Source organism: Solobacterium moorei (genome assembly GCF_036323475.1).
Classification (GTDB): Bacteria; Bacillota_I; Bacilli_A; order Erysipelotrichales; family Erysipelotrichaceae; genus Bulleidia; species Bulleidia moorei.
On sequence record NZ_AP028934.1, the window covers coordinates 2,254,834 to 2,270,443 of the forward strand.

Annotated in this window: 13 protein-coding genes; 1 reads left to right on the plus strand and 12 read right to left on the minus strand. The window is 35.5% G+C overall.

What is annotated here, in order from left to right; genetic code table 11:
• Nucleotides 1–39 precede the first annotated feature (39 nt).
• Nucleotides 40–1,227: an IS30 family transposase gene (locus RGT18_RS11330; RefSeq protein ID WP_338176255.1), complete on the plus strand. Its 1,188-nt coding sequence runs from the start codon at nucleotides 40–42 to the stop codon at nucleotides 1,225–1,227.
• Between the two features lie 387 nt (nucleotides 1,228–1,614).
• On the opposite strand, the gene RGT18_RS11335 is transcribed toward RGT18_RS11330, so the two are convergent.
• The 12 genes from RGT18_RS11335 to RGT18_RS11390 form a co-directional block, all read right to left on the minus strand.
• Nucleotides 1,615–2,691, minus strand: coding sequence for a glycosyltransferase (locus RGT18_RS11335; protein ID WP_028078347.1), 1,077 nt, complete (start codon nucleotides 2,689–2,691; stop codon nucleotides 1,615–1,617).
• A 3-nt stretch (nucleotides 2,692–2,694) separates the two neighbouring features.
• Nucleotides 2,695–3,708 carry a sulfotransferase gene (locus tag RGT18_RS11340; RefSeq protein WP_028078346.1) on the minus strand — a complete coding sequence of 338 codons (1,014 nt, stop codon included), beginning with the start codon at nucleotides 3,706–3,708 and terminating at the stop codon, nucleotides 2,695–2,697.
• 22 nt (nucleotides 3,709–3,730) lie between these two features.
• Nucleotides 3,731–5,191: a lipopolysaccharide biosynthesis protein gene (locus RGT18_RS11345; RefSeq protein ID WP_028078345.1), complete on the minus strand. Its 1,461-nt coding sequence runs from the start codon at nucleotides 5,189–5,191 to the stop codon at nucleotides 3,731–3,733.
• Between the two features lie 9 nt (nucleotides 5,192–5,200).
• Nucleotides 5,201–6,610, minus strand: a complete 1,410-nt coding sequence (gene wzy, locus RGT18_RS11350; protein ID WP_162141233.1) for an O-antigen polysaccharide polymerase Wzy — start codon at nucleotides 6,608–6,610, stop codon at nucleotides 5,201–5,203.
• A complete protein-coding gene (locus RGT18_RS11355) occupies nucleotides 6,610–7,422 on the minus strand; it encodes a glycosyltransferase family 2 protein (RefSeq protein ID WP_028078343.1) in 813 nt (270 codons plus the stop codon). The genes wzy and RGT18_RS11355 overlap by 1 nt, the downstream gene beginning before the upstream one ends.
• Nucleotides 7,423–7,437: 15 nt before the next feature.
• Nucleotides 7,438–8,574, minus strand: coding sequence for a glycosyltransferase family 4 protein (locus tag RGT18_RS11360; RefSeq protein WP_028078342.1), 1,137 nt, complete (start codon nucleotides 8,572–8,574; stop codon nucleotides 7,438–7,440).
• 12 nt (nucleotides 8,575–8,586) lie between these two features.
• The gene (locus tag RGT18_RS11365; RefSeq protein WP_028078341.1) at nucleotides 8,587–9,231 is read right to left on the minus strand and encodes a sugar transferase; all 645 of its coding nucleotides are present in this window, start codon (nucleotides 9,229–9,231) and stop codon (nucleotides 8,587–8,589) included.
• Between the two features lie 29 nt (nucleotides 9,232–9,260).
• Nucleotides 9,261–11,171 carry a polysaccharide biosynthesis protein gene (locus RGT18_RS11370; protein ID WP_081659539.1) on the minus strand — a complete coding sequence of 637 codons (1,911 nt, stop codon included), beginning with the start codon at nucleotides 11,169–11,171 and terminating at the stop codon, nucleotides 9,261–9,263.
• 23 nt (nucleotides 11,172–11,194) lie between these two features.
• Nucleotides 11,195–11,854, minus strand: a complete 660-nt coding sequence (locus RGT18_RS11375) for a YveK family protein (RefSeq protein WP_028078339.1) — start codon at nucleotides 11,852–11,854, stop codon at nucleotides 11,195–11,197.
• Nucleotides 11,855–11,875: 21 nt separating this feature from the next.
• Nucleotides 11,876–12,703 (minus strand): NAD-dependent epimerase/dehydratase family protein, encoded by an 828-nt coding sequence (locus tag RGT18_RS11380; protein ID WP_028078338.1) that lies wholly within the window; start codon nucleotides 12,701–12,703, stop codon nucleotides 11,876–11,878.
• Between the two features lie 12 nt (nucleotides 12,704–12,715).
• Complete coding sequence (locus RGT18_RS11385) at nucleotides 12,716–14,521, minus strand: LCP family protein (protein WP_028078337.1); 1,806 nt, start codon at nucleotides 14,519–14,521, stop codon at nucleotides 12,716–12,718.
• Nucleotides 14,522–14,619: 98 nt separating this feature from the next.
• The gene (locus tag RGT18_RS11390) at nucleotides 14,620–15,522 is read right to left on the minus strand and encodes an O-antigen ligase family protein (RefSeq protein WP_162141232.1); all 903 of its coding nucleotides are present in this window, start codon (nucleotides 15,520–15,522) and stop codon (nucleotides 14,620–14,622) included.
• Between the last annotated feature and the right edge of the window lie 88 nt (nucleotides 15,523–15,610).

The following is a 15,610-nucleotide window of genomic DNA, read 5'->3' on the forward strand; positions in this document are numbered from 1 at the left end:
CCGTTGGACTCCTATTTTAGATACCAGGAGAAAACATTTATGTCAGGTAAACATTTCACACTCGAAGACCGTATCAATATCCTTATGCATGTCAGACAAAATCATTCCATGCGCATGATAGCTGCCGCTTTGAATGCCTCTGCTTCTACTGTTTCCAGAGAACTTGAAAAGCATAGGATCCTTGATGAATACTCTGTCTTTCATCCTCTCGCTCCTACCTGCAGCCGAATCATGAAGGCCCCTTGGGTATGCAATGGCTGTCCTCGTTTCTCTGCATGCAAAAAGAGAAAGTATCGCTACATCCCTGCACAGGCACATAGTGCTTATGAATCTACTCTTCATCTGTCTAGAGAGAAGATCCGTACTGGGGAAAAAGGTCTGAGATTTCTCGATAATCTCGTCACACCTTTGATTCGTGACCAAAGGCAAACCGTCGCCCACGTATTCTCCACTCATGGCGAACAGATGGGAATATCCCGTTCTACTTTTTACCGCTATGTCAATGACAATAAACTCACCATCCGCAATATAGATCTTCCCAAGCGAGTTCGCTATCCGCTCTCCAAAAAGAATATCAAACGTGGCGATAACACAATGATAGACAATCAATCGTGCCGTGTGGGACGCGATTATACTGCCTTTCAGGAATTCATTGCCCAACATCCGAAAGCTAATATCGCTGAGATGGATTCCGTCATCGGTAAGAAAGGTGTCGGCGAAAAGGTACTTCTAACCCTACTATTACGTAAGAGTAAATTTATGTTTGCCTTCCTAAGGAATAGAAATACACAAGCTTCTGTAACAGAAGTATTCGACTACATCCAAAGGAAAATCGGCTTTGCAAGGTTCGCTACTATGTTCCGTGTAGTGCTTACGGACAACGGTCCTGAATTCAAGGACCCCATTTCCTTGGAACATGGTACACGCAACGTACAGCGCTGTCGTATATTTTATTGTGATTCCCGTGCTTCCCAACAAAAGGGGCGTATTGAAAAGAATCATGAATATATTCGAAAATATCTGCCCCAAGGAACTTCCTTTAACGACCTTACACAAGAAAAGGTAAATCTAATGATGAGCCATATCAATTCCGTCAAGCGTGACTCATTGGATGGTCGTTCACCATTTGAATGTCTCACTAGAGCAGAACTCAAAACAATAAAAAAGCTTGGATTAACACCAATCGATCCAGATGAAGTCAATCTAAGCCTAGACCTAATTCAATAGGTCCCCGAAGTCCAACGGATACTCGACTTACACAAACTGAACTGTTGCGTTTAGTTGACACCTAAACCCTTCAGTTGTTTTCATTGCGCCCAAAAAGCAAGTATCCCTACATAGAAGATACCATATTACCATTAAAAAGAGTCATTATAGATTAAAAAATCATCTGATAATGACTACATTAGTTCGTTATCTGTTGCCTTTGCTTATCGTGTTGCGTTTACTTTGAAACTTAAGCTGATTTTATAGACAGTAAAAACCAAGTTATATTTTATCCCACGCAACATTCTCATTCTCAATCAAAAAGGATACCAAGAAATTGTATGTGCACCCACCTCGATATCCTTAACTCTACAGTTAAATAAATCACAAATGATTTTTTATGTTGATTTATTTTATAAATATATGACTTACTCTTTCTCCGCGTACAGCCGATGCAAATCTTAACCTTGTTGTTTCTAAAATCTTCTTCCATGCAGGAATCACTTCTGGGTTGTCCAATACATGCTTCAAGGCTTCATACAAGCTATCATCATCTAATTGACATACAATCCCACACTGACTATCATCAATAATTTCCTGAGCGCCACTCACGGCAGTCGATATGACAGGTATTCCTAATAATATAGCTTCTACGCAAGCTGTACTATATCCCTCACTAAATGAAGAACATATAAAGACATCCGCCTTTGACGTAAATTTATGTGGGTTGGATTGAATCCCTAACAGCTTAACAGTATCTTCTAATTTTTCTTGATTGATTTTATCTACCAACTGTTGATGTTCAACACCATCCCCAATAAGCCAAAGAGAAAATTGATATCCACCTTTCTTCAAACGATTTGCAACATCGACAAGACGTAAAAAACCTTTTTCCGGCGTTTGTCTACCTACTGCTACAAATATCGGTTTAGTAGATAGATATTCACCAATTTCTTCTTTTGATAATTCTAAAAGCTTATCTTCATCAATGATGTTGTAACAACAACTAACATTGATGGTACCATGAGACTCTTTTCGTAAACGTTCTGCATTGAATTTGGAAACACAGAAAACCTCATCAAACTTAGGATATTCCTTTCCTAATGTTAGTCCTTCATCATAACCATGCATCCATGCATAGTGTTTTGCCTTTCGATTCGTAGAGTTAGCAATCATTCTTGTTGCGAGTCCATATTGGAATGCAACTTCAATGTCATAATTTCCACCTACAATCTTTTGATATAAGAAGTGGATTGGCATTGCATTTACAATCTTATCTAATCCTCTAAAATAAAATCCCAAAGTTTTTTGTATATGTATATGTGGTTTCAATAGTTTCACAAAGTTTGCATCACATCGATAAATTGAAATAATCGTAATATCAAAAATATTTTCATCTAAAAAATTACATAGCTCCACTAAAACTCTTGCAACACCATCTGCGTATTGAAGATTATTTAATACAAAAACAATTCGCTTTTTCATGGTCTACTCCACATAGTTATATAAATATTCCGGCAATTTCTCTGCAATCTCATCTGCTTCTTTTTGGTATTGTGGATTACTGATCCATAGTTTCGTATTCTTTATAGATTTTGCTGGATCAAACCCAGATTTTGGAGAAACATGTTGTTCCTTTGTTAAACCTAACCAGTCCATAATTCTTGTTGTTGTTTCATCGTACTTATAAATCAAATCCTCAAACTGGACTAAGATTGCATACTTTGGATCATACACTTCTGTTTTTCTATGTTTTCGAATATATGCAAACCATTTACAGTATAGATCTACACTTTCACAAGGGACAACCGGATCTTTCCACATATATTTAGCAAGAATATACAAGTCACGTGGATCACGATCCACAACTACCACTTTAATATCATTAAAATATCTGATAAATCGTTTGATATTTGATGGCGGTACAATTTGATCGACCATTAAATATGGTTTGTGCTCCTTGTTCGCAATTGTTAATAACTCGTTGATATATTCTCTTGTATATGTTAAAAATTGTTCCTCGGTCGGATACGAACAATAAGTAATCTCATTTGGCAATGGGTTTGTAAAAACAACATCCTCAGGACTACCATGTAGCTTACTCATGATTTTTTCCGGAAGACGTGTTAAATAATAATAAAATCTTCCCTTATCATATAAATCATAGAACCAATATCCTTTAAAAGTAAAATCGGTCAAACGATCAATATATTTATATGATATCTTCTTGTATTGATTATCAAAGAAAGGTTCATATCTCTTATTAAACTTCGTACCTGCATTAAAATCCGTTAATTTTTTGAATCTTTTTAATGCATGTCCTGAATTATGACGATTATGATTCTCTACTAGATTATATTCTAAATCTGAGATACCATCTGGATCTTGTACAAAACGAAATTCATAATTTGTCATCGAATAGATATTATTAAATTCACTCAAAAAATCTGTAATTGCACTGGATCCTGTCCCATGATAAGAAGCACAACTAATCACCTTCATATTTTAAATCCTCCCCATCAACCTATTTATGCAGTAACTTTGCTTTTGTAATATTCAGTATATTTGTAATCATTTCTCTACTATCTTTTTGTACCCATAACATTCCAAAATAAATTATGATACATAGGAAAATCGAAAGATATAATAAGATACCATTCGATATAAAGCATCTCATAAGTAATGCCATAACGCTCATCACCATTGTTGCAATAACATAGCTCTTAATTGTCCTAAAAATCTCAAGAACTGTGATGTCTGATACCATTTGTGCAAATAAAGTTTGTACAATTGGTAATTGGATACGAACCACACAACTTGTTATCACCAATGCTACAAATCCATATTTTGCACTAATATACAGTGCAGGAATCATCAAAATTGCTTGTATCATATTATTGGCAAATAATAGTTTAGGTTCTCCTTGGGATAGAGTTATCGTTCCACTCATATCATGGAAAATAACACTCTCAGAAAGAATGAATCCCCAAAAACCAATGAGCAGATACGCTTCTTTCCACTGGCTACCTAATAGAATATTTGTAACAACATCACGATATATCAAAATTCCCGCACCCAATGGGATGACAAGCAATCCAATATACCGCAGAAATTTATAATATATTTTTTTATATTCTTCTCTATCATCCTGAAGATGTGACAAAGCAGAGAATAATACGCTAATTGTCGCTGCCGATATGATGGATGTAATCTGAGAAACCATCGTTGTAGAGGTTTTATATATACCAAGATAATAGTCATTAAAAGTTTTACCAATAATGAAGATACCAATATTTGACACCATCCATGCGGATATTGTTTCTAATAATGTCCACCCACAGAATACAATCATTTCTTTAAGCTTATCAAAACTATACACAAATCTAGGTTTCCAACTTGATAGATACGTTAATAAAACAGCATTGCATAACTCACCTACAATGTTACCAATTATAAGTGCCCAGTATGAGAAGCCCATCAATGCAAGTGGAATTGTAACTACTAGCGGTACAATTTTAACTGCTATGCGTGCATATGATATTCCCCTGAAATCTAGATGTTTACGAAATAATGCAGTCTGAATACTGCTAAATGAAGTAAGTGGTAAAATTGCAGCACCAATATAAATAACTGAACCTAGACCTGGGTTGCCAACCATTTCTGCTAACTGATTTGAAAAGATAAAAATGAATAACCATAGTAGAAGAGAAGCAGAAATATTTGTCCAAAATGCTACACAAGTTGATAAATCTTCATCTTCCTTTGTTTTAAACTGATGTTGTACTACATATTTTTGGAATCCTGCATCTGTAAAAATATCCGCAAAGGATACAATCATCGTCACTGTCGCAACAACGCCAAATTCTTCTGGCACCAGAATACGTGCTAGAATCATATTTGTAATAGGAGATATAATTTTTACAATAATTTCCGTGAAGATAGACCATTTTGCAGCACTACCGACACGTTCATTGATATTACCCATAAAAACTCCTTACTTGGTCAAGATACTCTTCTTGAAACACATTTTACTGATTTTTGTAAATAGCCAAAATATAAACACAAAGTAAAACAAATAATTAAATAACTCATAGACACCTCGTCTAGGTAAGGTAAATAGTGCATATGTCATAGACATCTGTACATAGTAACGAAATGGTGTTAAGTCGTTCTTTGTACAATTAAGCACCAATGCTACAAGAATCCCTATTATAAAGATAGTAATAATACCAAACCACGCAAAATTATAGTATGCTTCCGCCGTCAAACTATAACCAATACCAAATGTTGCTTTTGTGTACTGCGTTAGCCAACCTTCATTTACCGTATTTGTGATGGCATGTAATAATCCACTTGGATCTACAAACGTCGGAAAAAAAACCATGATAGATGCAAGATATGATAAACCGTTGGAAAAAGCAATCGAATTCGGTGTTGCACCAACAATTACCATTAGTGGAAAGCAAGACCACCCACAGCTACCAATAAAGTTAATTACTCCTCTAAAAGCTGAACTTGGAGTGCTCGCCGTAGAATCAACTAAACGTGCTTCCCCAATATAGGATGCTAAAACCATCAATCCTAAACCTGCAAAAATAATTAGTATTAATATATGTGGCTTGATTTTTTTGGCACTGTTCATTTTTAATAACATTAATGTACCTGCCAATCCTAAGCCAATGGTTCGTTGACCCACTACAAGATATGCAAGGATGTGAATAATCATCAGCAATTCATATATAATCTGCGTCTTTCTCTTATTTGAATTTAGAATCCACAGCAAAATCAAAGAAGGTGTATAAAATATAGAAATACGATTAAAAATACCTAGCTTAGCAATGAAATCTGCTGTACTTCCTATGCGAAGTGCTTCATAACCATATCGAACAGCAAACAAAACTTGTACAGAAGTCATAATAAGTGAAGCCGGCAATGAAATCCAAAAGAGGAATTTACCTACTTTTTTAAGATAATCCGTATTCATATCATCCGATAATATGAACTGTTGTTCTTTAACTCCAACAAGTATACCAGCAAGCATTAATGCCTGAATTGATAAAAGCGTAAATTTAGCTACTATTAAAACATCATTTTTTGATGCAAATTGTGAGTAAAAGGGATGCTGAAATACATAATCATATTGGACTCCTAATCCATATAGGTAGAATTGTCCAAATTGAAAAACACAAAATGAGATAAAAAACAAAGAAAACGCAGTAAAGATTTTTTGGTTAATCGCTGCATATAGAATGAATAAAATCGCACTCACAAAAAAACCATACAGCCCCCAGAAACGAAGACTATCAACCCTCAGTCCAAAGGCTATAAACAAACTGAATGCTAGTAATACTAGATTTATATACACACCTATTACACGATATTTTGTTGTATGAATTTTTGACATCATAGGTTCTTACCAAACTTTCTCTTGTGATAATAACGGATGAGTGTCTGCGGTACGAGTCCGTGAAGAATATGCTTAAACGCATAATAGTTTTCACTGACTGGCAATCCTAATTTCTTTCTCCAATAAAGTGCCAGTTTACAAGCGTCAATGCGGAATTGAAACTTACGCTTTTTCATTGAAGTACGATTTTCACGATAGTTTAAAACAATCTCATCTAGATTGTATGCCTTCTTATTTGCATACATTAGCTTACACCAAAGGTCATAATCCTCTGTACGACTTGTTAAAGGTGAAACCGTATATCCACTCACTTCAACAAGATCCTTCTTTCGAATCATCACAGTTGGATGAACAATAGGATGATAACGGTAGATATTGCGTGCATTCAACGCAACAGAACACGTTCTAACACCCCAGATGCCATCCTCATCAAATAGTTTGATGTTTGCAGATACAAGAGATACATCTGGATGAGCATCCAAATATTCTACTTCCTTCGCAAAACGCTCCGGTAATGAAATATCGTCATCATCCATGCGTGCAATATATTCGCCACGTGTATATTCAATACAACGATTTAAAGACGCAGCTAAACGCAAGTTCTTCTCATTATGAAGTACTTGGAATTTATCTGGATACTTTTCTGCATATCCCTTTAAAATCTGATACGTGTTATCCGTTGAGCAATCATCACAAACCACCAATTCCCAATCTTGAAAAGTTTGGTCTAAAAGAGATTGAATCGCATCACAAATATATTTTTCACCATTGTAACTGGCCATTATAACAGATACTTTATATTGACTCATTCAATCCTCCCTTACTTAATCTTTTTCGATTAATGAATAAATTTCTTTCATCTTCGCCATAACTGCATCTAGCGAAAAATTCTGAATAAATAACTGATTAGAGGCTTTATAACCTGCCCAATCACCATCTAACACTTTTTGAATTGCCATGAGACAACTTTGTGTCGAATGTGGATCAAACAATTCTCCCCGGCTCTCATCAATTAAATCTGAATTTCCACGTATCTTACTTACAACACATGGAAGTCCTGTTGCCATTGCTTCCATTAAACTTACTGATAATCCCTCGCGATAGGATGGGAATACAAAGATGTCTGACATCGCATAAATTTCTGATACATCTTTGCGATAACCAAGTATATGAACACGATCTGCCACTTTTAACTCTTCCGCAAGCTTTTGGTTATAACCATCTAGATGATCAATACCAACAATTGCGTAATGTACATTCTCCGGTAGCTGTGTTAATGCATGGATTACTCGTTGGTGATTCTTATTTTCATTGAGTTCTCCAACGCTAAGCAATAACGTACAATCCGTAGGAATATTTAATTCTGAACGCTTCTTTTTTACATCGATTTGCACTTTACCAAACTTATTTAAATTGATTCCTACACCAGGGATATACATCGTATGTTTTGCATGCATGTGATTCTTTGCACGCATGTAATCTTCTTGATTGATTGTAATTAAGATATCCGTCATAAATGACGCATACCACTCAGCCGGATACAGTAGTACCCAGTTTTTCTTTGAAGCACCTTTGAAAAAATGGAAACCATGTGCTGTATACATCACTTTTGTATGTGTACTACGTCCTACAAGTCTTGCGATTAAGCTTGCGATTGGTGTATGACAATGGATAAAAGAAAACTTTTCTTGTTTTACAATTTGCTTTAACTGTTTGTAACACTGATAATTTTTAGGATCGGTGATTTTACGTGAAAAAGGGATTTGGTAATATACCACATTCTTTTCTGTTAATTCCCTTTTGAAATCAGCAATCTCCTCATCAGAGATGTTATTTCCATCCACAAAATTGCACGCAACCTGTACTTCATAGCCCATCTTCTGTAGTAAATCAATTAATGGCATACAGAAGTACTTAATCATTGATGCAATTGTAGTTACAATCAATACTTTTCTTTCCATTTAATCCTCGATTTATTTTGACTTATCTTTGATAGTACCTGTACCGCCTTCAACAACCCCATCGTGTCTAGCAACACTAAAGATTGTCATAATAAAGCATTTACAGTCCATCATAAATCCCATCTTCTCAACATACTCACCATCAAGTTTTGCTTTTACAGGGATTTCTAATTCATCTCTCCCATTTACCTGTGCCCAACCTGTCAAACCAGGTGTAATATCATTTGCACCATATTTATCACGTTCTTCAATCAAATCATATTGATTCCATAAGGCTGGACGTGGTCCAATAATTGCCATCTTACCAACTACAATTTGTAGGATCTGTGGTAGTTCATCTAAGCTTGTTTGACGTAAGAACTTGCCAATCTTTGTAATATACGCATCTGGTGAAGATAATAAATGAGTTGGCCTATCTTTAGGTGCATCTGTACGCATTGTTCTAAACTTCCAGATATTAAAGTATGTTTTATTCTTACCAACACGCTTTTGTTTAAAAATAACTGGTCCTTTAGAATCTAATTTGATTGCTATGACAATCGCAATTAATAATGGAGACAATACGATTAATCCGCATACAGACAGAACTAAATCTATCAATCTCTTTATTGGTAAATAACATTTCTGTTTGAATGTAAGTGTATGTTTTTGATTCATATTACCTCCACTGGTATATCACTTATTCACTAATCTTTTGGCACGTATGTCGGCACGATATCTGAAACAATCTGCTTAATATTTGGCGATTCAGAATTCGCTGCCTTTTCCAACTCTTCTAATTGTATCATGAACTCATCATCGTCCATGGAGATTGGATGACCGATACTAATCATCTTATTTTCAGTAGTCTGCATACCTTCTTCATCCATCAAGCGCTCTTCATATAACTTTTCCCCTGGACGCAAACCTGTATACTTCACTTCAATATCAACATCTGGGATATAGCCAGACAAACGAATGAGCTTTCTTGCCATATCATCAATCTTCACCGGGTCACCCATATCTAATACGAATACATCTCCATCATATTCCTGCGCGTAGTACGCTGCTTGTAATACTAAGGCAACTGCTTCAGGAATTGTCATGAAGTAGCGTATAATATTCTTATCTGTAACTGTAACCGGTCCACCCGCTTCAATCTGTTTCTTGAATAATGGAATAACAGATCCACTAGATCCTAATACATTACCAAAACGTACTGCAGAGAACTTCGTATACTCTGTTGAGCCCTTTTCTTGTGCTAGACGACGAGAACGGCGGTTCATCATCTGAATAATCATTTCACATAGACGCTTGGAGGCACCCATGATATTAGTTGGGTTTACAGCCTTATCTGTACTAATTAATACAAACCACTTTACGTTATGGCGAATTGCAGCATCCGCAACATTGTATGTACCCATAACGTTGTTTTTGATTGCTTCGTTAGGGCTATCTTCCATTAATGGAACATGCTTGTGCGCTGCCGCATGGAAGATAATATCCGGCTTGTATTCATCCATAATGCTATCAAGACGGGACATGTTACGAACACTACCAATTAATGTGATTAAATTTAAGGAATTCCCATACTTCTTCTTCAACTCAAGTTGAATCCAATAGGCATTTCCTTCAAAAATATCGAAGATAATCAAAGTCTTTGGCTGTTTCTCAGCAACCTGACGGCATAACTCGGAACCAATACTTCCGCCGCCACCAGTAACCATTACAACCTTGCCTTTGATGAAATTACCAATCTTAGATAGGTCTGTTTCTACCGTATCACGACCTAATAAGTCTTCTACATCGACATCTCTTAAGTTCTTAATAGATACAGTGCCATTCAATAACTGATAAACACCCGGAATGGTCTGTACACGACATGAAGTAGAAGAACAGATATCTAGAATTTCCTTCTGCACTCTCTTTGGAGCAGACGGAATCGCTAGAATAATCTTGTTAATATCATATTTATTTGCTAAATCTGGAATGTCTTCACGGGTTCCTTCAATTGGAACACCATTGATATATTTCTTTACCAAGCGTGCATCATCATCAACAACGCAGAATACCTTTGCTTTTAGGGAAGTGCTATGCATATATTCCTGAATGATTTCACGTCCAGCAGCACCAGCACCAATAACCATAACTCTTTCTACAATTGCATCATCGGATACACCGTAATCTTTGAATACGCTTAACGCACGGTACATAAAACGTACCATTGTTGTAAAGCCGAAAGATAATAATCCACCAATAATATAGAAGGAAACCGGCATTTGAATATCGGTGATTAGATAGGCCACAAATACACCTGCTTGTGCAAATACCCATGCATAAACGGAACGTAATAACTCATATGCACCAGCAAACTTCCATACTGATTGGTATAGGTGGAACATGTGTAACATTATAACGTCAATTAGGATATACCAAATTATGACACTGGCATACCCTGTTGTGTAATAACGATCAATCCATGAATAATGGAAATCAAAGCGAATCATTAATGCAAAGAAATAACTTCCTGCAATGATTGCCGCATCTAAAAGAGCCATCGCAATCGATACGTGTTGGATCTTATTTAGCATGCTTGATAGTAAACTATTTTTCTTCATACTATTCTTAACAGCCTCCTTAGTTATTCATCAGACTTTTTCTTTGGATACTGATGATCAAATAACGATAAGGCAACTACGATTAAGAAAGATAATCCAAATCCCGCCATAAATCCTTTTAGTCCAAAGCTCTTCAACGAAACTGGAGTAACACGAACTTTTCCAGGGGGCGTTACAATCTTTACAGTCGCTTGGCCCTTCATTAGTTGAGAGATTTTCTCAGGTGCAACCTTAGCGAGTTCTTTGATAACTCTCTCTGTAGTCTCTGCATCCGACATACTTACAACGACCTCGATAATTTGTGTCTGTGTTTTCACTGAAGGCTTTACAGTACTACGCAAAGTCTGTGCTTCTTCTTCAGAAAGGTTTGTATTCTGAATAACCTCATTCAGAATGTCACCGCTCTTAAGTAATTCTCCAGCAGTATTTACTTTCAATAAAACATCTGCGCTTTCATTAACGGTAATCTGATTTTCATCCTTTTCAGAGATAACATACATCGAAAAGCCTGCATCATATGTTGGCTTTTTCTTAATCTTTGCAAATGCAATGCCACCAATCATGCCTAAAATAGCAGCACCAATAATCCAGAATTTCTTATTGAAAATATTGTGGATTAATGTGCGAAGATCTAACTCCATATCCTCATCCAAATCTAATATTGCCTTATTGTTTTGTTCCATAACATCCTCCGTACTGTTATTTTAGTTTTCTGTTTTATCAATTGTTTCTTGGAAGCTATAACAATCTACCAAATCAACTTTTTCATAGGTTAAATCACCGAATACCTTTGAAACAATACCTTTTTGTATATGCTTAATCACAAGATTAAACACTTTTGTAAACCAAATTTTTTTACCATGGATTTTTGCAATTGCTTCAACCATTTCCTTTGTATTTACATACTCTTTATTCTGCGGGAAGAAGATTCCTTCCATCTGATTAGTGATAGCCTGATGAACGAATTCTGATAGGTTATCTACAAACAGCATACTTCTCTTATTTGTATAGTCTGGGAAAATCGGTGACTTCAACGCAAACTTACGTAAGCTTTGATAGTTTCCTTTGCAGTCTTTTCCATAAATCATTGGCGGTCTCAAGATTGCGACCTTGAAATTTTCATCTGCTAATTTAGAAATCAGATGATCTGCTTCTAACTTCGACTTCCCATATGCATTCTGAGGATCTTCTTTTGTCTGTTTTGTAATATGGCCAATTGTCTTTCCATAAACAGACATTGTACTAAGCATAACGAATTGTTTAACACCAGCTGCTTTTGCACATTCTGCGATTTTAACTACCAAATCTCTATTAACCACATAATAAAGTTGATAATTTTCGTCCGTCTCTTTAATGTGTGCAATTCCAGCAACGTTATATACAACATCATATCCTATAAAGTTTTCTTTTTTCGGTTCATAATTCTGTGTTGGAATTGTATCAATCTGATATCCATACTTTTCAGTTAGATAAGTCTTAGCTTTCTCACCGATGTAGGAACCAGCACCCGTAATTAAAACCCTAGTACCCATATGATCCTCCGATTAATTACTCTTGAATGTTAATAATGTACCATTTTGATCAGCAACCCATTGGTTATCTTGGATACAATACCAAGTATATCCATCTGCTTGCTTTATTTCTTTTACGTAAAACTTTTGTCCATTCGTAGCAGTACCTACAACTGCACCATTAATACTTGGTGCACTTCTAATATTTAAAGCATCCGTCTTAATTGTAACTGTACCTGTTGTAGTGTCAGTTGTTTTAGGACCGGTATTTGACTCTGTATTAGATGATGACGTATTTTCAGTTGGAATTGGTTGTCCATTCATCATGAGATTATATTGATATTGATATGCATTTTTCTCAGCTTGGTCTGGATAAACAACAGATAGTAACTCGTTTGGAGCAGAGGCTGTGTATTCCATTCCATCTGTACCGCCTACATGAGCTGTAATAATCTCCCACTTAATACCCTCATCCAGTGTTTGAGCAGCTAATTGATTAATCTTAGAAATGTCAACATTTGTTAAGAATGAGCCTGCAAGTGAAGAAAGAATATCGGCAAAATTAGGTATAACTGAAGGACTCGTTAATTTTTCAATGATTGCTTTCAAGACAATCTGTTGGTGTACATTACGTCCCAAATCACCATCTGGTAAGTTATATCGCTCACGTACATATTCCAAAGCTGATGTAGAATCTAGAGTAATTTCACCAGCCGCAAAATAGTTATCTGTCCAATATCCTGTAAACTCTTCAGGGTTATAAATTGTTATTCCACCGAGTTTATCAATAATATTCAAGAATGTTGAGAAATTTACAATGAGGTAATCTTCCGCATTTGTTCCGTAGTAGTTATTAATTGTATCAACAGCATTCTGTACGCCCATGACGCCTGCATGCGTCAACTTATCGTAACCTCCTAATGCAACGTTAGGTACATAAGAGTCACGCGCAAAGGATCCAATTAAGATCTGTCGTGTCTTTGGATTTACAGTAACCATCATATTAACGTCGAAGCGACCTTCCGGCATCAACATACCATACTCATCGTTACCGCCAACAAACACTGTAAATGGAGCAGTATCCTCAGCTTTAGGCTTCTTTACTACTTCTGCTTCAATATCAATTTTCGCAAGTACAATCGTTTCATTCTCAAAATTGCTGAACTTTTCGTAATTCTTCAAAGCTGACTTATATGTTGTATTAATGAGAAGTGCAGACGCTTCATTGTTATAGAGTGCTTCAACCGCATTAATAATTGTTTTTTTCTTATCAAATTTAAGTTTTGTATCAAGCGTTTCGTCAATCCATGCAATTGCCTTATCTTGATTTTTTTGATCCGAAGCAGACTGGGCAGCAATTATCTTATCGAAGTAATCCTTTATCTTATCTGAAGTCGTTGTGTCTTGGAATATGTCTTTATGTTGTTCCTTATATTCTGATTTAAGCGCAACTATTTCATAATGTGTTGTATTGGAAGCGTTATTTGCATTCAACACATTCATCAAACTGCGATTTGTATTATAAATGTAAACTGAGGAAACAATAAATGTAACTGCCAAAATGGTATTGATTGTCAATACCACATAATTCTTTCTCGATTTCTTCTTTACAATTCTTCCATCCTCTTTTTGAACTCTTCTATATTTAAAACGTAGTAATGAAAGAATTAAAGCGAACAATGCTATCGCTAATGAAGCGACAATAATCATTGCTCTCCAACGAAGTGGAAGGAATGCTAATCTAAAAACAACTGTATCAAAGAGAATACACCCAGCAAATACAATTACCCAAGTTACTAAGGAAATATTCAGTTTACTTTTTTTCTTTTTTTCTGACATATGTATTCTCCAGTTAAATTTCACCATAGTGATTATACAACACATCACCGTATAACAAAAACCGCCTATTTATTTCACATTTTCTCACAAATTTAAGTTCAACTATGGATTACCATAGATGTATCACTGTTCTTATCCTCATTTAGATAAAATAATGTAATCCATAATATCCAAAATAATGCCTGACGATAATTTACTAAGAATGTACTTTCTACCATTATCGTTATAAAACATATCCAACTGACTGTATCTAATCTCTTTAACCGTTTCTTAAACCAAGCCATTAATATTGTAAACGGGATGATTCCATAACAGAAGAATAGATTAATAAATGAGGAATGAATCTCATTGATTGGCTCTGGATAATAGCGCTCGTAATTCCCTTCTCCTGCCCCATATATAAAATACTCTGGATAAGTAATAATCTTTTCAGCAGCACGCTCTCGTAATATATCTTTGATTCCATCTGCATAGATAATATTATAAATTTTATAGCGAATACGATTCAAAGTTGTGTATTCCACATTTTCAATGCGGAAATCTGATGATGGCCAAAAATAATAACCAACTCCACTTGCAGTCAGGATTAGAACTAAGCAAAGAATTGCTTTACTAATATGGAATTTTTCACTAATAAAACGTAGAAAAGCAAGAGCATATAGAACAGCTAATCCCAATAATGCTGATAAAGACTTACTTTGAATAATAAGGAATATACCCATTACACTTGTAATTGGAAATAAATATGTATCAACTTTTTCGTGTTTTGTTAAATACGCTAGTACAAGGGCAATAAATACATAGAAACCAAGCTGATTAGGATCCGTGAAGGTTCCCATATATCTTGTGGCTCCTGTTTCCCACAGTTCATAGTACACTTTGCCCAAACCACTAAAATAAACCAAAAATTGGATAACTACGTTTGCATATAGAATATATCGAATCTGATCTATCAATTCCTTATTAATTCCACTGTCATAGGAATAGACTAAAACTCCCATATATACAAGATATAAGGACGAATATATAAATTGAGGGTCTGGAACAACCTTGTGATAAAAAGCATTTATCATAACCGCAAAGACTAAA